Source organism: Bacillus sp. AK25 (genome assembly GCF_048270685.1).
GTDB lineage: Bacteria > Bacillota > Bacilli > Bacillales > Bacillaceae > Bacillus > Bacillus altitudinis.
This window is the reverse complement of record NZ_JBLUWC010000001.1, coordinates 2953982-2976227: the sequence shown is the minus strand read 5'-3', so window position 1 is coordinate 2976227 and position 22246 is coordinate 2953982. Positions and strand designations below refer to the sequence as shown.

21 protein-coding genes and 1 riboswitch are annotated in these 22246 nt (G+C 42.1%); of the genes, 13 read left to right on the top strand and 8 right to left on the bottom strand.

From position 1 onward, the window contains the following. Positions 1-4: 4 nt before the first annotated feature. From aspA to ACNO7B_RS15510, 3 genes are all read left to right on the top strand, one after another. On the top strand, positions 5-1450 hold the full coding sequence (aspA, locus tag ACNO7B_RS15520) for an aspartate ammonia-lyase (RefSeq protein WP_007500224.1): 1446 nt from the start codon (positions 5-7) through the stop codon (positions 1448-1450). Positions 1451-1567: 117 nt separating this feature from the next. After that, positions 1568-2884, top strand: coding sequence for a sensor histidine kinase (locus ACNO7B_RS15515; protein WP_417901681.1), 1317 nt, complete (start codon positions 1568-1570; stop codon positions 2882-2884). Beyond that, positions 2881-3816, top strand: a complete 936-nt coding sequence (locus ACNO7B_RS15510; protein WP_017359238.1) for a response regulator — start codon at positions 2881-2883, stop codon at positions 3814-3816. The genes ACNO7B_RS15515 and ACNO7B_RS15510 overlap by 4 nt, the downstream gene beginning before the upstream one ends. 220 nt (positions 3817-4036) lie before the next feature. On the opposite strand, the gene ACNO7B_RS15505 is transcribed toward ACNO7B_RS15510, so the two are convergent. After that, positions 4037-4645, bottom strand: coding sequence for a TetR/AcrR family transcriptional regulator (locus ACNO7B_RS15505; protein WP_025207976.1), 609 nt, complete (start codon positions 4643-4645; stop codon positions 4037-4039). Positions 4646-4733: 88 nt separating this feature from the next. On the opposite strand from ACNO7B_RS15505, the gene ACNO7B_RS15500 reads away from it, so the two are divergent. Continuing rightward, entirely contained in the window at positions 4734-5282 is a 549-nt protein-coding gene (locus tag ACNO7B_RS15500; protein WP_025207975.1) for a hypothetical protein, read from the top strand. A 38-nt stretch (positions 5283-5320) separates the two neighbouring features. Here the strand turns inward: ACNO7B_RS15500 and ACNO7B_RS15495 are convergent, their stop codons facing one another. The 3 genes from ACNO7B_RS15495 to ACNO7B_RS15485 are packed head-to-tail and all read right to left on the bottom strand — an operon-like array spanning position 5321 to position 7888. Next, a complete protein-coding gene (locus ACNO7B_RS15495) occupies positions 5321-6259 on the bottom strand; it encodes a metal ABC transporter substrate-binding protein (RefSeq protein WP_025207974.1) in 939 nt (312 codons plus the stop codon). A 13-nt stretch (positions 6260-6272) separates the two neighbouring features. After that, positions 6273-7145 carry a metal ABC transporter permease gene (locus tag ACNO7B_RS15490; RefSeq protein WP_007500236.1) on the bottom strand — a complete coding sequence of 291 codons (873 nt, stop codon included), beginning with the start codon at positions 7143-7145 and terminating at the stop codon, positions 6273-6275. Continuing rightward, positions 7145-7888 (bottom strand): metal ABC transporter ATP-binding protein, encoded by a 744-nt coding sequence (locus tag ACNO7B_RS15485; protein WP_024719815.1) that lies wholly within the window; start codon positions 7886-7888, stop codon positions 7145-7147. Before ACNO7B_RS15485 ends, ACNO7B_RS15490 begins: the two co-directional genes overlap by 1 nt. A 423-nt stretch (positions 7889-8311) precedes the next feature. Here ACNO7B_RS15485 and ACNO7B_RS15480 point away from each other — a divergent pair, with 423 nt between their 5' ends. The 7 genes from ACNO7B_RS15480 to ACNO7B_RS15450 all read left to right on the top strand — a co-directional run bounded on the left by ACNO7B_RS15480 (position 8312) and on the right by ACNO7B_RS15450 (position 16790). Beyond that, entirely contained in the window at positions 8312-10411 is a 2100-nt protein-coding gene (locus ACNO7B_RS15480; protein ID WP_335352111.1) for a heavy metal translocating P-type ATPase, read from the top strand. A 142-nt stretch (positions 10412-10553) separates the two neighbouring features. After that, the gene (locus ACNO7B_RS15475) at positions 10554-11240 is read left to right on the top strand and encodes a DsbA family protein (protein ID WP_410684507.1); all 687 of its coding nucleotides are present in this window, start codon (positions 10554-10556) and stop codon (positions 11238-11240) included. After that, positions 11237-11650 carry a disulfide oxidoreductase gene (locus tag ACNO7B_RS15470; protein WP_007500241.1) on the top strand — a complete coding sequence of 138 codons (414 nt, stop codon included), beginning with the start codon at positions 11237-11239 and terminating at the stop codon, positions 11648-11650. The genes ACNO7B_RS15475 and ACNO7B_RS15470 overlap by 4 nt, the downstream gene beginning before the upstream one ends. 345 nt (positions 11651-11995) lie before the next feature. Further along, a complete protein-coding gene (locus ACNO7B_RS15465; RefSeq protein ID WP_410684509.1) occupies positions 11996-12607 on the top strand; it encodes a trimeric intracellular cation channel family protein in 612 nt (203 codons plus the stop codon). A 320-nt stretch (positions 12608-12927) separates the two neighbouring features. Then, the gene (locus ACNO7B_RS15460) at positions 12928-14943 is read left to right on the top strand and encodes a Na+/H+ antiporter (protein ID WP_039963778.1); all 2016 of its coding nucleotides are present in this window, start codon (positions 12928-12930) and stop codon (positions 14941-14943) included. A gap of 63 nt (positions 14944-15006) precedes the next feature. Continuing rightward, positions 15007-15876, top strand: coding sequence for an ROK family protein (locus ACNO7B_RS15455; protein ID WP_224564130.1), 870 nt, complete (start codon positions 15007-15009; stop codon positions 15874-15876). Between the two features lie 68 nt (positions 15877-15944). Beyond that, a complete protein-coding gene (locus tag ACNO7B_RS15450; RefSeq protein ID WP_017359243.1) occupies positions 15945-16790 on the top strand; it encodes an aldo/keto reductase in 846 nt (281 codons plus the stop codon). A 180-nt stretch (positions 16791-16970) separates the two neighbouring features. On the opposite strand, the gene modB is transcribed toward ACNO7B_RS15450, so the two are convergent. From modB to ACNO7B_RS15430, 4 genes are all read right to left on the bottom strand, one after another. Further along, positions 16971-17630 carry a molybdate ABC transporter permease subunit gene (gene modB / locus ACNO7B_RS15445; RefSeq protein WP_417901680.1) on the bottom strand — a complete coding sequence of 220 codons (660 nt, stop codon included), beginning with the start codon at positions 17628-17630 and terminating at the stop codon, positions 16971-16973. 5 nt (positions 17631-17635) lie between these two features. Next, positions 17636-18412, bottom strand: coding sequence for a molybdate ABC transporter substrate-binding protein (gene modA, locus ACNO7B_RS15440; RefSeq protein ID WP_417901679.1), 777 nt, complete (start codon positions 18410-18412; stop codon positions 17636-17638). 115 nt (positions 18413-18527) lie between these two features. Next, positions 18528-20378 carry an LTA synthase family protein gene (locus ACNO7B_RS15435; protein ID WP_035389390.1) on the bottom strand — a complete coding sequence of 617 codons (1851 nt, stop codon included), beginning with the start codon at positions 20376-20378 and terminating at the stop codon, positions 18528-18530. A 123-nt stretch (positions 20379-20501) separates the two neighbouring features. Further along, on the bottom strand, positions 20502-20993 hold the full coding sequence (locus tag ACNO7B_RS15430) for a metal-dependent hydrolase (protein WP_417901678.1): 492 nt from the start codon (positions 20991-20993) through the stop codon (positions 20502-20504). Positions 20994-21164: 171 nt separating this feature from the next. Here ACNO7B_RS15430 and ACNO7B_RS15425 point away from each other — a divergent pair, with 171 nt between their 5' ends. Together ACNO7B_RS15425 and sspJ are read left to right on the top strand one after the other, a co-directional pair. Further along, positions 21165-21593, top strand: a complete 429-nt coding sequence (locus ACNO7B_RS15425) for a MarR family winged helix-turn-helix transcriptional regulator (protein ID WP_410684516.1) — start codon at positions 21165-21167, stop codon at positions 21591-21593. A gap of 82 nt (positions 21594-21675) precedes the next feature. Continuing rightward, positions 21676-21819, top strand: coding sequence for a small acid-soluble spore protein SspJ (sspJ, locus tag ACNO7B_RS15420; RefSeq protein WP_008347117.1), 144 nt, complete (start codon positions 21676-21678; stop codon positions 21817-21819). 122 nt (positions 21820-21941) lie between these two features. After that, a riboswitch (Lysine riboswitch) is annotated at positions 21942-22120 on the top strand. Positions 22121-22246: the final 126 nt, after the last annotated feature.

The following is a 22246-nucleotide window of genomic DNA, read 5'->3' as shown; positions in this document are numbered from 1 at the left end:
TCAAATGACGAAGCTACAGGACAAGCAAGTTCGAATCGAACGAGACTTTCTAGGTGAAAAGGAAGTAGACACTCAAGCGTATTATGGAATTCAAACATTACGTGCAGTAGAGAACTTTCCAATTACTGGCTACCATGTTCATGAGGAACTCATCAAAGCACTAGGGATTGTCAAAAAGGCAGCCGCACTTGCAAATATGGATACAAAGCGACTATATGCTGGTCTTGGAGAAAAAATTGTTCAAGCCGCAGATGAAGTGATTGAAGGAAAATGGAACAATCAATTTATTGTCGATCCAATTCAAGGCGGGGCTGGCACTTCAATGAATATGAATGCCAATGAAGTCATTGCAAACAGAGCGCTTGAACTACTAGGAAAGGAAAAAGGCGCTTATACTGAGCTAAGTCCAAACACGCATGTGAACATGTCGCAGTCAACAAACGACGTTTTCCCAACAGCGATTCATATTTCAACATTGAATATGATTGAAAAACTACTTTATACGATGGAAAACATGCATCAAGTCATGACAGAAAAAGCGCAAGAATTCGATCATGTCATCAAAATGGGACGTACGCATCTTCAGGACGCTGTTCCAATCAGACTTGGTCAAGAGTTTAGTGCATATGCAAAGGTTCTTGCTCGTGATATTAAACGAATCAAGCAGTCTAGACAGCATTTATATGAAGTCAATATGGGCGCAACCGCAGTTGGAACAGGACTGAATGCTGATCCAAAATATATTCGCCAGGTAGTTGGTTATCTAGCTGACATTAGCGGATTGCCGTTAGTTGGAGCAGAAGATTTAGTCGATGCTACGCAAAATACAGATGCTTATACAGAAGTATCAGCTGCACTGAAAGTATGTATGATGAATATGTCCAAAATGGCAAACGATATTCGTTTGATGGCTTCAGGTCCAAGAGCAGGATTTGGTGAGCTGCACTTGCCACCGAGACAGCCAGGTTCATCTATCATGCCAGGGAAAGTCAACCCAGTGATGCCTGAGGTCATGAACCAAGTGGCATTCCAAGTCATTGGAAATGACCACACGATCTGTCTTGCATCAGAGGCTGGTCAGCTTGAACTGAACGTTATGGAGCCCGTTTTAATATTCAACTTACTACAGTCACTCAGCATGATGAAAAATGTATTTGAATCCTTTGTCGATAACTGCTTGCGTGACCTAAAAGCAGATGAATCTAGATTAAAAGAATATGTAGAAAAGAGTGCTGGTGTCATGACGGCGGTCAATCCGCATATTGGTTATGAAGCTGCTGCACGAATTGCGAGAGAAGCGATCCTTACAGGCGTATCTGTACGTGAGCTTTGTCTGCAAAATGATGTGTTATCAGAGGAAGAGCTTGATATCATCTTAAATCCTTTTGAAATGACGAAACCAGGTATTGCTGGTGCATCACTTTTAGAAAAGGATCGTTTAGAAGATTAAGCGGCATCATGAGAAGCGCACACCGACAAATGTCCGGTGTGCGTTTTTTCATGGACTGTTTGTTTTTCTGAAGCTCACATAGTATACTATCGTCAATTATTAGGGATGTGACTGCGTTTGAATCTACTGAAAAAATGGTTGAATACAGAGCCTTATTTAATTATCATGCTCATTGTTCTGACTCCGATTGGGGGAGAGCTGAAATTTTATCCATTTGAGGATAGCTTTCGGGTCAGCTTTGGAACCGTTGTCTTTTTCTTTATCCTGCTTCAAATGAAAAAATTCCCGGCATGGGCCAGCGGCATCATTGCGGGGGGATCAGTGTTTGCATTCCGGGTGCTTCTTGATACCGCTGTGTCAGGTCACTTAGCGCTGGAAGAGGCCGTTTCTTTAAGATTTCCTTCCCTGCTGTATTACGTCGTCTATGGTACGCTTTTTTATGTATTACAGGTCAGACGTTTCCGTGATAAGCCTTGGCTCATTGGAGCGACAGGGATTATCATGGAACTATGTGCAAGTGTAGTCGAAATGATTGCACTCAGGGGAGACATTGATGAAATTTTAACAGTGAGAACGCTGTTTCAACTATTTGTATTGGCGATTTTCAGAAGCTTTTTCGTATTGGCTTGTTACACGATGATTCGATTATACGAAGAACAGGCGAGAGAACGCCAAATGAAAAAGGAAAAGGAACACCTGTTGATGCTGCTGTCGAATCTTTATACGGAATCTACATATTTTTATAAAACCCTTGCACATGCTGAGCACATTACAGCTACTTCATATCAATTGTATCAATCTCTGCATCATGCAAAGGATACGGAATCATTAGATTTGAAAAAACTCGGAAAAACAGCCCTGCAAATTGCAGGTGAGGTACACGAAATCAAAAAGGATAATCAGCGGATTTTTTCTGCCTTATCAAAACTGATTCATGAGGAAAACTTTCAGGAGTATGCAAGTCCTGCTCATATCGCTGGACTTGTGATTCGTATCCATGAAAATTACGCGGAATCTCTTAAAAAACACATCGTTTTTCATTATGATGAAGAAGGACAGCACCCTACTTATCATGTGTATACCATTCTATCTTTATTAAATAACATTGTATCCAATGCCGTTGAAGCCATTCCGGTGAATGGAGAGGTATCACTATCCATTTCACGGAAAGAGAATGATGTGATCTTTCAAGTCAGTGACAACGGGCCAGGCATTAAAGAGCGCAACCATCATGTGATCTTTAAACCGGGCTTCACTTTAAAATACGACCAAGCCGGGAACCCATCAAGCGGCATCGGTCTTTCCTATGTGAAAGACACAGCCGAAAAGCTTGGCGGAAGTGTTGAAATGAAGAGTATCCCAAATCAACAAACGATATTCACTTTAACGATACCAATTGATCAAGTCAGCAGAAAAGAGGGGAATGGGAGATGAGATTTTTTATTGTTGATGATGATGAAGCTGTTCGTTCTTCACTGGCACAGCTCATTGAAGATGAAGAGCTTGGCATTGTGGCAGGGGAAGCAGAGGATGGTGCTGAAGTAACAGCGAGCTATTTAAATGATTTGCATATTGATATCTTGTGTATTGATCTTCTGATGCCGGAAAGGGACGGGCTTGAGACGATTCGAGCGATCAAGGATGAATTTCACGGGAAATATTTAATGCTGTCACAGGTAGAAACAAAGGAACTCATCGGCCAGGCATATACGCTCGGTGTCGAGTATTATGTGACAAAGCCGATCAATCGGGTAGAGGTCTTAAGTGTGCTCCATCTCATGATTGAACGTCTGCATTTAGAGCACTCAATTGAAAATATTCAGCATTCGCTCAAATCGGTCATGCAGTTCCAGCAGCGCGGACAGACCACGAAAACGAAGCAGCGTGGGAAAAGTCTTGCAGAGGCAGGTCAGTTTTTGCTGGCGGAGCTAGGGATTGTCGGCGAAAAAGGGTCTAAGGATTTACTAGATATGATTCTTTTCACAGATCAGTATTTAGCGTTACATGCCGATCAGCACGACTCTTTTCCTTCATTAAAAGTGATTTTCACTGGCATCACAGAGGATAAATTAAACGAACCTTTTACATCAGCAGACATCGCAAGAGAAGCAAAAGCAGCGGAACAGCGGGTAAGACGTGCGATCAACCAATCATTGAAACACATCGCCTCGCTCGGGTTAACCGATTTTTCTCACCCAACCTTTGAAAACTATGCATCAAAATTTTTCGATTTTACCATTGTGCGTAAGAAAATGAGTGAACTCACAAAAGAGACAAGTGGAAGAGAAGAGCACACACGTATCAATGTGAAGAAATTTGTGCAGGTGCTCTATTACGAGGCGAAACGTATTTTCATGGAAGATTAAAAAAGACATGCTCTCTATAAGGAGGGCATGTCTCAGCGTGTAGACAAACCCTCGCATTCGGTGTCAGTCCTGCGCTTCGGTGCTCACGAATGTCAAATTCGCTCCGCGCCGATGCTCGTCCTTCCTAGACTGCAAAGGTTTTCTATCACGCTGAAAAGAAGACAAAGAGCCAAAATAAAGTTCATTTTAGCCCTTTGTCAACAATCTGAAGACATGCTCTCTATAAGGAGGGCATGTCTTTTTTTGTGATGGATTGAAGATGCATCTGCAGCACGGAGCGCATGAGCTGAGGCGGTAAACGATGGGGCTGTACGATTCCATTCAACGCAAGCCCATTGATGACCGCATAAAGCCGCTCAGTTTCTAATAAAAGATCGAGATGATCTAGCAGTAGCTCATCCTCTTTCAATTTCATTAAGCAAAATTGAACGGTTTGAAAAAGCTCGTCATACATCTTTGCATTGAGCGGCTGTAAATCTGGTTCAGTCAGTGCCTTGACTGTAAAAGCCTGCCACACCTCCATTTCAAATATTCGTTCTTCGTCTAGTGGAAGAACCTGCTCCAATAAAGTGAATACATTTTCCTCTGTTGAACCGTTTAATGGAAGCTTAGCAATTCGCTCCTTCACTCTTTCCTGAATTAAATTCATGGAGAATAGAAATAATTCTTGCTGTGTGGAAAAATAATGACGCATAGAGCCGGCTGAAATGCCAGCTTCAACGGCTATTTTTCGTACAGAAGCGCTTTCCAATCCCTCTTGTTTAATCACTCTCATAGCAGCTTGAGCGACCTTTTGTTTTTGTTTATGGTGATCGACGATTTTTGGCATACCTTGATTTTAGCACAGCTATTGTTTTTTTAACACAGTTGTGTTATTTTTTATTTAATACAATCGTGTTAAAAAGGATGTGGGGAAATTGGTCGGTTTATTGATTGTGGCATGTGAAATTGGTTTTTGGCTGTTTATTCTTATGGGCTTAACACTGCGTTATGTGTTTAAACAGAAAAAATGGGGTGCTTTCTTTCTTGTCTGTACGCCGGTTTTAGATCTCATCCTTCTTGCGGCTACTTATATAGATTTAAAGCAAGGGGCTGTGGCGAACGTCATTCACGGGCTTGCGGCTGTTTATATTGGTGTGAGCCTTGCCTTTGGACATCAAATGGTGAAATGGGCGGATGCTAAGTTTGCTTATCGTTTTGCAGGAGGCCCTAAGCCGAAGGGAAAACCAAAGTACGGGAAGGAGCGGTCTTTGTATGAGATGGTGGGCTGGACGCGTCATTTCATCTCTTATGTCATCGGAGCGGGGCTGTTATATGGATTGACCTATCTCATCCAAGCACCAGAACGAACGGAATCTCTGATGCAGCTTGTCAGTGTGTGGGGGATGGTCTTAACCATTGATTTCATCATTAGCATCAGCTACGTCATTTGGCCGAAAAAACACCCGGAAAATATAGCAGGTTGACAAAAAAGACAGGCGGACTCATTCCACCTGTCTTTTTGCTATGAGGACAATCCTTTGTAAATGGTGTCAATATTCCATTTCATCATCTTATAGTAGCTGTCCCCATCTTCACCTTCTTTGCCAATAGAGTCCGTAAATACTTTCCCCTTAATCGGAACTCCGGTTTCCTCAGATAGGCTTTCAAGGCTGCGCTTATCTACACTTGTTTCAAGAAAAAGGGCAGGAACTTGATGGTCTTTAACAAAATGAATGATGCGCTTCATTTGTCCAGGAGTTCCTTCACTTTCTGTGTTGATCTCCCAAATGTAGCCGGCTTTCAGTCCATACGCATCCGCAAAATATTTGAATGCCCCTTCGCTTGTGACAAGGAGTTTTTTGTCTTTTGGGAGTTGATCAAACTTGTCTTTTGCTTCATCGTGAAGCGTTTGAAGTTTTTTGATATAGGTTTCAGCATTTTTCTCGTAATCCTCTTTATGCTCAGGATCTGCTTGAATGAGCGCATCTCTGGCATTTTGCGCATAAAGAATCCCATTCTCGACATTCAGCCATGCGTGTGGGTCCTGCTGGCTTTCAAGCCCTTTTGAAGACAAATGCTTCACTTTGACGCCTTTACTCAGCTCGGCTACAGGTGCATCATCTCCGTCCTTGCCGCTCGATTCAAGCAGTTTTTGAAACCAGCCATTCCCTGTTTCAAGGTTCAAGCCATTAGATAGAACAAGGTCTGCATCCGTCGTATACTGAACATCCTTTGGCAGTGGGTCGAATTCATGTGGGTCTGTACCAATGGGAACAATGCTGTGAATAGAGACATGCTGTCCTCCTACTTCCTTCACAATGTCATAAAGAATGGAGTAGGTCGTGACAACTTTTAATGTACCGTCATCTTTTCCGGAACTTTTTTGCTGAGTAGAACAGCCTGCGATGACCAAAAGGGCAATACATACTGCGGTCAAACGGATTGCTAATACCTTCTTCATATATGTCCTCCTTTTACATAGACGCTTCCTTTTTTAGCTGTGTTCGTTTTCGCTTCGATTTTAAGGATCTCCACAATATCCCTTGTTTCGGTGAAAAGATAAAGGCACTGCCGAATAATATGGTCGCGACCAGTACAATGGAAGCACCAGACGACAAGTTATACGTAAAGCTGAGCCCAAGTCCTACGACGGCTGAAACTGCTCCAAAAAAAGCAGATAAATAAATCATGATCCATAGCCGGTCTGTCAGTAAATAAGCGGTGGCAGCTGGTGTAATAAGCATTGCAACAACAAGAATAATACCTACAGTTTGCAGGGATGCCACGGTCACTAAGGTCAATAAGGTCATGAGGAAATAATGGATCATGCGGTTCGGTAAACCGTAAACCGAAGAAATCACTGGATCAAATGAACTAATGAGCAGTTCTTTGTAGAAAACGATGACAGCCAGCAAAATGAAAATGCCGATGCCAAGCGTGATCCACATATCAGATGAACGAACGGCTAGTACGTTTCCAAACAAGATATGATATAAATCGCTGGAACTTTTCAAAAATGTAATCAAAATGATCCCAATGGAAAAAAAAGCAGTGAATACGATCCCGATGGCAGAATCATTTTTAATGCGGCTGTTTTGACTGACATATCCGATGCCGATGGCTGTTAGTACACCAGTTAGAACCGCACCAAAGAAAAAGTTAATGCCGAGCATATAAGAGATGGCGACACCTGGAAGTACAGCGTGTGAAATCGCATCTCCCATCAAAGCCATTCCCCGTAAAATGATGAAGCAGCCGATGACGCCACAGATGATCCCTACCATCACGGATGTAAATAACGCTTTTTGTAAAAACGCATATTCAAAAAGTCCGGTTAAGAATTCCATTACGCGTCTCCTCCTGCTGATTTTAAAAATGGCAGCTGTGTTTCATATGCTTGGAGCATGACCTCAGGACGAAGAATATCATGGACAGGCCCTGCTTTGACCAGCTTCTTATTTAGAAGAACGAGATGGCTGAAGTAATCATCGGCTTTACTTAAGTCATGGTGGACGACCAGAATGGTTTTTCCTTCATCTCGTAATTCCTTCAAAATGCCGATCATCGTTTCTTCACTTGCCATATCAATTCCGACAAATGGTTCATCTAAACAAAAGAGCTGTGCGTTTTGAGCGAGTGCTCGCGCAAGGAAGACACGCTGCTGCTGACCGCCGGATAATTCCCCAATCTGTCTTTTGGCAAAGTCCTGCATCCCGACCTTTTCTAAGCAATGGTACGCATAGGCACGGTCCTCTTTTTTCGGTCGTTTGATCAATCCGAGCTTTGGGTATGTGCCAAGCAGTACGGTATCCAGTACATGGATAGGAAACGTCCAGTCTAGATCATTTCTTTGCGGTACATAGGCGATCTGTTTTCTCACTTGTTTAAAGGGTTGTTCAAAAAAACGAATGTCGCCTTGATCCTTTTCAATTAAATCCAAACATGCTTTCAATAAAGTCGATTTACCAGCACCATTTGGACCAATGATTCCAGTCATTGTTCCTTCCTGTATGGAAAGAGAGACGTTTTCTAGTGCATCCTGTCCGTGGTATGAGACATACAGGCGGTCGATTGTTAAAGCATATGACATCTCTTAAGGCCCCTTTCGATCATCAATTGCGTTTCCTAAAAATATATGCATACATTTAATAATTTTGACTAAAGGATTAAATGATTCTCTAACGCTAATTTGTTTCCTTAAGGAAACTTTTATCTTATTCTAATCGTATGTCCTTCTTTTGTAAAGAGAAATGCTGAAATATTCCCATCAAGCGATCGTTTTTATGTTATGCAACGAAGAGGGGACATGAGCATGGATTATTGAAAATTCACGTGACATCCTTGAATACGAAAAATCTCAAACATTTGCTTATAAATGATTGACAGTTTGTAAGAACTCCTCATATAATAAGGGTAATTCAATATATGAATATGTGCTCATATATAATATCTACAGCAGCTGATAGGTTTGATTGAATCAGGGAAGGCTACTTATATAGAAAAAGGTGAGAACATGAAAAAGATGAAGGATGAATACGTATTAAGCGGTCTCGATTGTGGAAACTGTGCACGTAAAATTGAAACAGGTGTCAGCAAACTCGAAGGAGTGGAAGCTTGCTCAATTAATTTTGCGACGGGTACATTAACTGTGACACATGCTGATGCACAAGAAACGATGTCAAAGCGTATTGAAAAAACCGTTCAGTCCATTGAACCTCATGTGAGTGTATCACCAAAAGAAGAAGGACATCACCACGATCACGATCATGGAACAAAGAATTTAAAAACGATTGTACTGAAATTAATTGGTGGTGCAGTCATTGGAACGGCGGCTTATTTTATACCTGACAATGGCTTACTGAAGTTCATCATGTTTTTCGCCGCGTATTTACTAGTTGGCGGAGATGTTGTCTTGAAAGCACTGAAAAATATTGTGCGCGGTCAAGTATTTGATGAGAACTTCTTAATGACCATAGCTACAGTTGGTGCTTTTGTGATTCAGCAGTATCCTGAGGCACTGGCAGTCATGCTGTTTTACCAAATTGGAGAACTGTTCCAAGGGGCAGCTGTGAATCGCTCTAGAAAATCAATTAGCGAATTAATGAATATCCGTCCAGAATACGCAAACCTCAAAGTGGGGCAAGAAACAAAAAAGGTAAAGCCGGAAGAAGTCAAAGCTGGTGACCGTATTGTCGTCAAACCAGGTGAAAAAATTCCTTTAGATGGACGCGTGATAGACGGTTATTCTCTTGTGGATACCTCTGCACTAACTGGGGAGTCTGTTCCAAGAGATGTGGAAGCAGGAAAAGATGTGCTTGCTGGATTTGTGAACCAAAACGGCATTCTTGAAATTGAAGTGCAAAAAGAGCTCAGTGAGTCAGCGGTTACGAAGATTTTGGATTTAGTGGAAAATGCAAGCAGCCGTAAAGCGCAGACAGAAAACTTTATCACAAAGTTCGCTAAATATTATACACCTGCTGTGGTCGTGCTAGCTTTATTGCTTGCCTTTGTACCACCGCTTCTCATCCCATCAGCTCAATTGTCTGATTGGGTGTACCGGGCACTTGTCTTTCTTGTCATTTCGTGTCCATGTGCTCTCGTTGTGTCCATTCCATTAGGTTTCTTTGGCGGAATTGGTGCCGCATCAAAACGAGGCATTTTAGTGAAAGGCAGTAATTACTTAGAAGCCTTGAACTCTGTTCGCTATGCGGTGTTTGATAAAACAGGTACTTTGACAAAAGGGAACTTTACAGTTACTCATATCGAAGCAGCAAATGAGAAATGGTCAGAAGAGGAATTGCTTTCTTTTGCAGCGCTGGCAGAAGCGCATTCTTCGCATCCGATTGCAGAATCGATTAAGGCGGCTTACGGAGCGTCTCTTGATGAGAGCCAGATCGAATCTTACGAGGATATTGCGGGTCATGGGATCAAAGCGACAATTCGCGGAGCTCATGTATTGGCAGGTAACCATCGCCTGATGGAACGAGAGGGCATTGCTTTTGAAAAAGAAAAACGAAGCGGAACGGTTGTGTATTTAGCAATAGACGGTGAGTTTGCGGGATCGATCTTGATTGCAGATGAAGTAAAAGACGATGCAGTTGAAGCGATATCTTCTCTAAAAGCTGCGGGCATTCAAACCGTGATGCTTACAGGAGATGCTTCGCAAGTAGGAAATGCAGTCGCACAGCAGATCGGCATTGACGAAGTTCACACTGAATTATTGCCACAGGATAAAGTCGCCAAAATCGAAGACATGTATGAGAAAAAAGCATCTCAAGACAAATTATTGTTTGTTGGTGATGGCATAAACGATACACCGGTTTTGGCAAGAGCGGATATAGGTATTGCCATGGGTGGGCTTGGTTCAGATGCAGCAGTTGAAGCAGCTGATATTGTGATTATGACAGATCAGCCATCGAAGGTAGCGGAAGCTATTGCTGTCGCTAAAAGAACGAGAGCCATCGTATGGCAGAATATTGCGTTTGCTCTTGGGGTGAAAGCCGTCTTTCTCATACTTGGTGCATTCGGTATTGCCACGATGTGGGAAGCCGTCTTCTCGGATGTTGGTGTCACTGTACTGGCTGTTTTAAATGCGATGAGGGTCATGAAATAAAATTGTAAGGAAAAATTCATGAATAGCGTCTTTCATAATAGACCCCCAGTTGTTAAAATAGAAGAAGTTGGATAATGGCATTTTCCTGAGCTGTTATCCTTTTTCTTTGTGAAGGAATGAAAAAGATAAGGTAGGTGCTTTTGTGAGTAAAAAAAATAATCAATCTTCATCCATCAAGTTTGCAGTTATATTAACCATCATTGCAGCTCTTCTCATCGGTATTTTCGTTGTGATCGGTAACAACAACAGCCAAGAAGCACAAACAGTCGACAGTAAGCCGTCTATTAAAGGACAGCCTTTCATGGGAGATCAAAAGGCAAAAGTGCAAGTTGTCGAGTTTGGGGACTACAAATGTCCATCATGTAAATCATTTGAGACAGACATTTTCCCAAAATTGAAAGCAGACTACATAGATAAAGGCGATGTATCCTTCTCATTTATTAACTTACCACTGCCTGTTCATGGGGACGGTGCGGTATTAGCAGCACTGGCTTCTGAAGAAGTGTGGAAAGAAGATCCGAAAAACTTCTGGGCATTTCATGAAGCGGTCTACAACGCACAACCAGATAGTGAAGCAGAATGGGTAACGCCAGCAAAGCTCACCGAATTGGCGAAGAAGACAACGAAAATTGATACGGACAAGCTGAAAGATAACCTATCAAAGAAAACATATCAGCCACAGTTGAACACAGATGATCAGCTGGTGAATCAATACAAAGTAAATGCAACACCAACTATTTTCATTAACAATAAACAAGTCCAAAACTTTTATGACTATGATGAAATCAAAGAATTAATTGATCAAGAGCTGAAAGGGAAAAAATCATGAAGAATAAACTGATTTACTTATACAGCGCTTGGATCGTCTCGATTGTGGCGACGATGAGCAGCCTGTATTTAAGCGAAGTAAAGAAGTTTATTCCATGTGATATGTGCTGGTTTCAGCGCATTTTCATGTATCCGCTTGTGCTTTTACTTGGAATTGCTACATTCCGTGGCGATGTCAAAGTGAAGTACTACGTTCTCCCTTTGGCCGGGATTGGTGCTTGCTTTTCCATCTATCATTATATGGAACAAAAGATTCCAGGCTTTGCATCGATTCGTCCTTGTCTAAGCGGTATTCCTTGTTCCGTTGATTATCTGAACTGGTTTGGTTTTATCACCATTCCACTCTTAGCTCTCATTGCATTTATTCTGATCATCATTAGTATGCTGCTTTTAAATGCAAAAGAAGATTGAGGAGATAGCCTGCTTTTAAGCAGGCTATCAGCGTGTAGACAAACCCTCGCATTCTTTGTCAGTCCTGCGTGCTGGTGCTCACGAATGTCAAATTCGCTCCGCGCCAGTACTCGTCCTTCCTAGACTGCAAAGGTTTTCTATCACGCTGAAATGAAGACAAAGGGATAAAATCAAGTTCATTTTAGCCCTTTGTCAACAATCTGAGCCTGCTTTTAAGCAGGCTGTTTTTTATTTTTGCAAAAAGATAAAATTTAAAGAAAATTTGTATTGCTTTTCATTTGTGTCAGATATACATTAAGGGGAGAGTGTTAGATGATCAGACAATGGTAAGGAGATAAGCGGAAAATGGCATGGGAAGTGTTAAGTATTATTGGCATTGTGGCATTCGCCATTAGTGGTGCGATTGTCGCAATGGAAGAAGAGTACGATATTCTTGGTGTGTACATTTTAGGGATTGTCACAGCATTTGGCGGGGGAGCGATTCGGAATCTATTAATTGGTCTTCCGGTGTCTGCTTTATGGTCGCAGGGCAAAATGTTTACCATTGCCCTTGTATCCATTACGATCGTGTTTCTATTTCCAAAGCTTTTGCTCAAGCACTGGAGCACGTGGGGGAATTTCTCGGATGCGATCGGTTTAGCAGCCTTTGCGATTCAAGGTGCATTATTTGCTGTACAAAGAGAGCTCCCGCTCAGTGCGGTCATTGTGGCAGCCATTTTGACTGGAAGCGGCGGCGGCATTGTGCGTGATTTATTAGCAGGACGAAAGCCACTTGTGCTAAAAGCAGAGATTTACGCAGTATGGGCAGCCCTTGGCGGCTTACTCGTCGGAGTCGGCTTAGCGCAAGGAGAGCTTGCTTTATATCTGCTGTTTGTCATCCTCGTTATATGCAGGGTTTGTTCCTACTTATTCAAATGGCGGCTTCCCGCTAGGTCTTATTTTTTAAATAAAGGGTAAAACGAAAAGAGGGCGATGTGTCGCTCTTTTTTTTATGTGTTATTCGAGCTTGATGTCAGCAGGTCAAGCTGTTTTCGTGTAAAATAAAAGTAGGTTCTTTATTCATCATTGGAACAATACATGAGATGAAAATGTTGTCATTTTACTGAATATGTAGATTCAGTCTTTTTTTGCCTAGATGGATTGTTATGTGTTGGTTTCGCTTTTTGCGGGATACTAAAGAAATGCTCATGACCGAACGGATGGATCAGAAAGAAATGAACACATCTTTGCATGTAAGCAAAACATGACGGAAAAAATGAAATGGGAGGGACATGTACTTGGAGATTTTTTTGGCAGTGCTCGTACTACTAGCACTCATTGCATCATCTAATATTATCAATCGTTTTCTGCCCTTTATTCCAGTTCCATTAATCCAAGTGGGTTTAGGGATATTGGTCGCAGCTTTTCCTTCAGGTTTACATATTTCTTTAAATCCTGAGCTATTCTTCGTTTTATTCATTGCACCGCTGTTATTTAATGATGGGAAGCGTACCCCTAGGGACGAGCTGTGGAAATTAAGAGCGCCCATTCTTCTATTAGCTTTAGGGCTCGTATTTGCGACAGTCATTGTCGCAGGATATACCATCCATTGGATGATTCCAAGCATACCACTTCCAGCTGCATTTGCGCTTGCAGCGATTTTATCACCGACAGATGTCGTTGCTGTAAGTGCCCTTTCCAGCCGTGTGAATATGCCGAAGGGGATCATGAGACTGCTGGAAGGCGAAGGGCTGATGAACGATGCGTCAGGACTTGTTGCCTTTAAATTTGCTATTGCTGCAACGGTTACAGGGGCATTTTCCATTGCTGAGGCATCCTTTAGCTTTGTTCTGATTGCTGCTGGCGGATTATTGACTGGATTTATTCTGTCGTTTTTTATCATTCGTTTCCGCTATTTTCTCCGCCGTTTAGGCATGGACGATGTCACAATGCACATCATCCTGCAAATCCTCACGCCGTTTGTGATTTATTTAGCAGCGGAAGAAATTGGCGTATCCGGCATTTTAGCCGTTGTTGCCGGTGGTGTGACACATGCCATCGAGCAAGACCGAATGGAAGCGAATTTAGCAAAACTGCAAATTGCTTCTTCAAACACGTGGAATATTATTTTATTTATTTTAAATGGCCTTGTTTTCGTTTTACTTGGGTTACAAATTCCTGATGTATCGACTGTCATTTTCCAAGATGAAGCCTTTAATAATATGCAGGTCATCAGTTACATTTTAATCATTACATTCTGTCTAATGATTCTCAGATTCCTATGGGTTTGGCTGTTCTGGGCAGGAAACTGGAGTGTATCGAAAAAGAAGAATGCGAAAAAACCGAAGCTGCGTGCTTCTATGCTGATGACATTCTCTGGTGTTCGTGGTGCTGTTACATTAGCGGGTGCTTTCTCCATCCCGTTTACGCTTGCCGACGGGTCACCATTTCCTGAGCGCCATTTAATTATTTTCCTCGCAGCAGGCGTCATTTTATGTACACTCATTTTAGCGAGTGTGCTACTGCCTATTTTATCGGAGAAAAAAGATAAGCAAGTGGATGTGGACTTAGATACAAAGATTCAGCACGCGAAACGGAAGCTGCTGAGAAGTGCCATTAAAACCCTAAAAGAAGGAATGAATGAAGACAATCGAGAAGTCTCCCTTGCACTCATCAATGATTACCGAATGAAGCTGAGAAATATTCAGCGGGAACCGTACCAGTTTGGTATGAGAAAACAAGAGAGAAAAATCAGACTGCACGGCATTAAAGCAGAACAGATGAAACTTCAGCAGTTGATCGAGGAAGAGAAAATTGACAAAGAAGAAGCATATGAGCTGCAAGAGAGATTTCATGAGCTGGAAATGCTCTATTCCAACTCCTTTAAAATTCGTTTCTCAAAAGTGAAGTTTCTGCGCTTACTACAATGGCTTCAATTGTGGCGTCCGCATCAGCGTATTTCAAGCGGCATATTAGAAAACGAGGAATCGTATAAACAAATCCGTAAGAAAACGGCTGAAGCTGCGGTGGATTCTATTAAGCACCATATGACCGAAGACAATCAACAAACGTGTCATCAAGTCATTGGGTTTTACAATCAAGTAATTTTCCGCTGTGAACATGGTCCTTCTTTCTTCCAGCAAAAGGATCGTACGTTTGACCGGAAGAAGAAAGAGCTTAACTTCCAAGCCGTACAGACGATTCGTAATGAAATCCAAACCTTATATGAAAATGGCGAAATCAATCGTGATATTGCCCATCATTTAAGGGAGTATATCAATGACATGGAAGCAGTCTTACTGACCAATACATGATGTTGTCATCTTCTCCCCTATGTTTTATGATGAAAAAAAGAGACGAGCAGGGGGAGATGCAGGATGACATATTACGGAGCGATTGAAGCTGGTGGGACAAAGTTCTGCTGTGCCATTGGCAATGAGCATGGGGATATCATAGAGGAATTAACCATTCCAACAGAGCACCCGGAAAAAACCATCCAATCACTTATTCCATTTTTTCAGCAACATGAAATTGCAGCATTAGGGGTCGGTTCCTTTGGACCGATTTGTGTCCAGAAAGACGATCCTTCTTACGGTTACATCATGAATACGCCGAAAGTTGAATGGAAGCATTACCCGTTGATACCTGAGCTGGAGAAACAATTAGGCGTACCGGTGTCCTTTACGACAGATGTCAATGCCGCAGCATTAGGTGAACTGACAAAAGGGGCCGCCAAAGGGCTAAGCAGCTGTCTGTATATCACGGTCGGTACGGGGATTGGTGCCGGGGCTGTTGTGAAACATGAGCTTCTCCACGGTCACTCACATCCAGAAATGGGACACATCCTGGTCAGGCAGCATGAATCAGATCAGTTTGCAGGTGTCTGCCCAGCGCATGGTACTTGCTTAGAAGGACTGGCGGCAGGACCAGCTATTGAGGCAAGGTGGGGAAAGCCGGCTAAAGAGCTTACCGAAGAAGAAGCAGTTTGGTCTCTTGAAGCAGATTATTTAGCACAGGCATTAATGCAATACACGCTGATATTAAGCCCAGAACGCATCATAATGGGTGGAGGCGTCATGAAGCAAAAACAGCTATTTCCGCTCATTCGAGAGAAGCTGGCTGCGTATGTCAATGATTATGTCGACATGCCGCCGCTTGATACATACATTGTCTCTCCTGGACTTGAGGACAAGGCAGGTATGACAGGTGCTTTGCTACTAGCGATTGAAGCGAAGAGAAACGCCTGATAATAGAGTTTTCAAACGCAACATGAGATAATGAAAAAGATGGAATCTATGAAAAGGTGGTTGTTAACATGGTCAAAAGCTTGAATGATACCGTAACACTAAATAACGGAGTAGAAATGCCATGGTTTGGTTTAGGTGTATTCAAAGTGGAGGACGGCAACCAAGTGGTTGATGCCGTCAAAGCAGCCATACGAAACGGTTATCGCAGCATTGATACGGCTGCCGTTTATAAAAACGAGACAGGCGTAGGGAAAGCCATTAAAGAATCTGGCGTCAAAAGAGAAGAATTGTTCATTACGTCAAAAGTATGGAACACAGATCAAGGATATGACAAAGCACTCGCTGCATTCGATGCAAGCTTAAACAGGCTCGGTCTTGATTACTTAGACCTCTATTTGATTCATTGGCCTGGACCAAATGCAGACACGTTTAAAGAGACATGGCGTGCGCTTGAGAAGCTTTATAAAGATGGAAAAGTAAGAGCGATTGGTGTCAGCAACTTCTACGTGCAGCATTTAGAAGAGCTGTTAAAAGATGCAGAGGTTGTTCCAGCGGTGAACCAAGTAGAGTTTCATCCAAAACTGACACTTGTCGAATTACGACAATATGCGAAAGAAAAAGGCATTCAAATTGAAGCATGGTCTCCGCTGATGCAAGGGAAGCTTTTGGATCATGACGTATTAAAGGAAATTGCAGCACAATACAACAAATCTGTGGCTCAAGTGATCTTGCGTTGGGATCTGCAAAGCGGCGTTGTCACTATTCCAAAATCAATCAATGAAGAACGCATTAAACAAAATGCCGACATTTTTGACTTCGAGCTTTCACAAGAAGACATGGAAAAAATCAATGCACTTAATAATAACGAACGTGTCGGGTCTAATCCAGAAACGATGACGGTTGGGTTTGAATAAATATAAAATTCCCTCAGCGTGTAGACAAACCCTCGCATATTTTGTCAGTGAGTACTGGTGCTTCCTAGACTAGCAAAGGTTTTCTATCACGCTGAAAAGAAGACAAAGGGTTAAAATCAAGTTCATTTTAGCCCTTTGTCAACAATCTGAATCCCCTTTCTCTTTTTGAGAAGGGGATTTTTAATTCCTGTTTCGGCGCACAGCCAACAGCATGAGGAAAGACAGGATCACAATACAAATCGTCCAAGCCCACGCAAGTTCCATTCGTCCAGAATCAATCGCCACATAGATGGCTGTTGGGAGGGTTTGCGTTTTCCCAGGAATGTTGCCAGCGAACATTAAAGTCGCTCCAAATTCTCCTAAGGCCCTTGCGAAACTTAAAACTGCACCAGAGAGAAGAGATGGCAGTGCGAGTGGGACGGTAATATAGGCAAAGACCTGGAAAGAATGCGCACCATCAACTTTTGCAGCACCTTCAATGTCTGACTCAATCGTAGAAAAACCAGCTTTCGCTGATTGATACATGAGTGGGAATGCGACAACCGTCGATGCAATGACCGCTGCCCAATAAGTGAAGATGACAGGCTGATGGAAGATCCATTCAATGGCTTGTCCAATCACGCTGTTCTTCCCGAACGCAACGAGCAGCAGAAATCCTACGACCGTTGGCGGAAGGACAAGCGGCATCATGAGGAGCGTTTCCACGATCATTTTCCCTTTGAAAGATGTACGGGCCATCCAAAAACCAATGGACGTTCCTAAAACGACAGCCAATAATCCGCTGAAAGCAGCCACTTGTACGGACAGCCAGATAGGTGAAAGAAAATCTTCGGTCAGCATCGGCTTTATTTCACTTGAAAGCCGTACTTTTTAAAAATCGCTGCGGCTGGATCTGATTGGAGATATTGAAAAAATGCTTTCGCTTCCTTCATATGTTCGGTCTGTTTGACGATGCCAACAGGATAAATGATGGGGGAATGCATGTCTTGATTTGCCTCATCTACTATCTTTACTTTGCGAGAAACGAGCGCGTCCGTCTTATACACGACACCAGCTTCCACATTTCCTGTTTCGACATAGTTTAATACTTGACGAACATCCTTGCCATAGACAGCGTTTTGTTTCACTTGGTCCCATATATTCAGTTTTGTGAAAATCTCTTTTGCATATGTACCAGCAGGAACAGATTCAGGTGTGCCAAGCGCTAACTTTCCTTTTATGTGCTGAACATCGCGAAAGGTTTTGATAGCAGAAGAACCTTCTTTTGGCACGATGAGGACAAGCTCATTTTGTATGACATCCTTTGTATGATCCTGATCGATGTCGCCGGATTGAACAAGGTCATCAAAAGGCTCTTCAGCTGCTGAGAAGAAGAGATCCGCTTTTGCTCCTTGAGCGATTTGCTGCTTCAATGCGCCGGATGATCCGAAATTATTCGTGAGTGTCACGTTTGGATGATCATCTTCATAGGCCGATTCAATCTCTTTCAAAGCATCCTGCAGGCTTGCCGCCGCTGAAATCACAAGTTCTGTCTTTTTGCTTTGATCTGGTGACGTCGACTCCGTTTGACACCCAGTCAGGAGCAAACAGATGGCGACGAAGGTTAAGAATAAATATTTCATGATCACACCTCTTTATCATTCAACATCATGTGTATCCTTTATTATAATCAAACTTATTTGACCATTCATAGGCTTTCAGGAAAAGAGAAAAGAAAAAGCCGCCAGAGGGCAGCTTTTAGTGCTGATAAAAACGTAGTAAGTTCCCGTTGATTACTTTATCTGATAGAGACAGCTCTTTATTGGCTTTTTCTATATAAGGCTGACATACTTCGTCTTGTTCAACAGGCTGTTTTGTTTTTTGATCATAGCACGTGTTTTTCGTATAAAGATAATCATCCGTAATAAAGTTTCCGTTTCTCAGCACAGCGAACGGCGTCCGTTCATTGGAGAAAAGATCATTCCCAAATTGAATGGCATCTTTTGATTCAATGCCGAGTAAATGAAGAAGTGTTGGTTTGACATCCATTTGACCGGCTGTTTCAGAAATGGTTTGAGGGGCCGCGTCTGTCACCCCAGGAATATAAATCAAAAAAGGGACCCGCTGCAGTTTAACTGCATCAAACGGTGTGATTTCATCCTGCTTCAGCAGTTCTGCCATTGCCTCATGATGTGCTTCTGAAATGCCATAGTGGTCTCCCATGAGGACAAACATTGTATTTTCATATAGTCCTTCTTCTTTCATTCGTTCAAAGAACCTTTTGATGGCTTCATCTTGATAGCGGACGGTGGTCACATATCGGTTTAAAATGGTGCTAGTCGAATCGTATTCATCAATGAACTGATCCTTTGGATCAATTTCAAATGGGAAGTGATTGGTTAAGGTAATAAACGTGCTGTAATAAGGCGTCTTCAGCTTTTTTAAATAATCAATGGATTGGTCAAAAAAGTCGATATCCTTTAAGCCCCAGCCAGTCGAATTCTGTTCATTGACATCAAATGAATCGACATCATAAAAGCGGTCAATCCCAAGAGATTCATACATCACATCACGATTCCAGAACGTTTTATTATTCGCATGAAATTGGACGGATTGATAATTCTCTTTTTTCAATTGCTTGTACAGTGTGTCATATTCGTTGTCACTCGCTGTGAAAAAGACAGCGCCACTGCTAGATGGATAGAGGGAGTTTGCGACGATAAACTCTGAGTCCGACGTTTTGCCTTGCTCTGTCTGCTGATAAAATTCATCAAAATAGAAGCTTTTTTTGGCAAGTTGATTTAAAAATGGTGTGATGTATTGTCCATTCACCTTTTGATTCATGACAAATTGCTGCGTTGATTCAAGTGAAATGAACACGACATTTTTGCCTTTAGCAAGTCCAAAGTAGTCTTCATTCGGTGCACTGTAATCAGCTTTTGTGTAGTTTGCCACTGTTGAAAGTGTATCTTCGTCAGCAAAGGCTTTTTGTCCAATTCGTGCTGTTTGAGCGGCACCGTCATACAAATGGAATTGAAACAGCCCAAGGTTTCGTACAATGACTTCTCGATCATATGAGCTTGTCAAAAATCGAGGGTGGTCCATCAAAGCTGAGCTGACATGGAACAATAGCAAGCTGCAGCAAACCACATAGTATGTTTTGATCGTCTTAAAAGACGCTTTTGGTGATAGCGGTTTCCGTTTTAAGAGCCATGCCAGCACCACAAAATCAATCAGCATGAGTATAAATAGCGGATGAAACAATTCAGTCATACTGCTGCCCATATCTCCCATGTTCTTTGCTTGAAATAAGACAGGAATGGTAATGAAATCAATATAAAAACCGTAAAAGATCGTATTCGATATCAAAATGGCTGTCAAAATAAAATTTGTGGTCAATAAAAAGACCTTTTGTTTCGTTTCATTTAAGAAAAGAGCAATCCCAAACAAAGGGAGCAAAAAGCTAAGTGGATTGATCAAAAGCAGCCATTCGTGAAACAGATTGGCCGTTCGTATATGAAATCCGAATTGATAAATGATGTATGTTTTCATCCACATAAAGAGGATGGAGTACACTAAAAACCAGTGATTTTTGAAAAACGCTTTCATTTATGTAACTCCTCACCATTCTGTATTCAGCTGCAAGGCAAAAACACTTATCTTAAAACTACTAAAAAAATGAGGAATGATCAATTCATATCCTGCTTTTTTGCAAAACTCTTTTTTCTTTTTCTAAAACGGCAATGGGATGGATATTCCGCAAATGACAGCCATGTAATAGCAGGTGACAATGGTGAGAGCAGCTAGTACGACTTGTTCTCCTGTGCTGCCTGTTTTGACATAAAAGGGGAGACGTACTTTCATGGTTGCAGGGAACAAAAATTTAATACCGTTCACTGTGCCTGCATCAAGGATGAGGTGGCTTGCCATCCCAACTAGTAACCCGGTACTGAGGCTGTCATTTGGAATGTATGTTGTCGCAATAAAATAAATGATCAGCAGAAATAATAAACTATGTGTAAAGGTGCGGTGCCCGAATAGACTACTGATCAGTGTGGAAAGGAGCGGGAATTTCCTGCCGATTTTGCTTTTCGTATGACATAGATCTGGGATGAGGGCACCTACTGATCCAGCAGCAGCCATCGTCACTGGTTCGAATCCGTAATAATAGGCGACGGCTGTGGAGGCGGCAATTCCGCCCATAATATGTGTTTTTCCTGTCATGATGCGTACTCCTGTTCTGTTTTTTGTTCAAGTACTCACTATATCAAGGGTGAATTCATTCAGCAAGGCTTATTTCTAAAGAAAAATGGGATAAAATAGTTGGCTGTTTAGAAAAACATTCTATAATAAGAAGGAAGTCATGTTGACACTAACGATAAGGATGCGATTCGGATGAGTAATGCAGACATTTTAAAAGAAATTGTTCTTGTACATTATGAAGTCAGCCGTAAATTAAACCGCAAGTTACTTGAGTTAGAAAAAGACATCACGCCTCCACAGATATATGCTCTTTCTATATTGATACAAGGAAAAGTATCACATGCTGAAGATCTCAAACAAAGACTCTCTCTCAACCCAGGTGCCGCTTCCATTGCCCTCAATAAATTATGTGAGCAAGGCTACATTCAGAGAGAGAGGGACAAGGACGATCATTCCCTTGTCCGGCTAGAAGCCACGGAAAAAGGGGTGGCTATTTACGAAAAGCATACACGTCTTTTTGGAAAGGTGATTCAGCATATGATGTCAGACTTCACAGAGGAAGACTTAAAGACCTTTCTAACGTATTTGCAAAAAATGAGACAGACCTTTCACGATGAATGAACCGCTCCTCTTTGTATAATGCTGAGCGCTGTAGCACAAATTAAACAGGCAAAGGCATTTTATGAAAAGGGGGGAAATAGCGATGTCATTTTTCCAAAAGGATAAAAAGGCGAAAAGCGAGAAAGACCATCAGCAGGTAGATCAGCTGTTAGAAGAAGCAAGTAAAGAACTAGCAGGCGATCCGCTTCAAGAAGCTGTCCAAAAGAAGAAAAACAACCATCAATAAGCTGACAAAAAGGCGGAGAATCATTTCTCTGCCTTTTTTCTATGTTTTTCCCTTTGACAGATATGAGAATGTTTGATAACCTTCGTGTAGTAAAAATGAATAGAAATCCTCACGCTATGTCTCAGTGAGGTAGAGGTTGCGCGGATGATGAGTCACTCATGGGAGAGATGGAATCGTTGATCATGAGAAAAAAGGCATCAGCGCCGAAGTGTAGAGAGAGCTCCAACTTTCTTTATGCTGGGTCTGCATTGAACAAATGCAGGACTGCCACGTCTTTGAAGCGTGGAGGGCTATCCGGAGATCAAGGTGTATGTTTTGAAAAGCATGGACTTTTGTTCAGGCTTTTTTTTATGTTCTGATTGCCTAAGAAAAGGGTATGCTGGTAAGAAAGTGACCCAACATGAACATAAAGAATGCAAGTCATTGC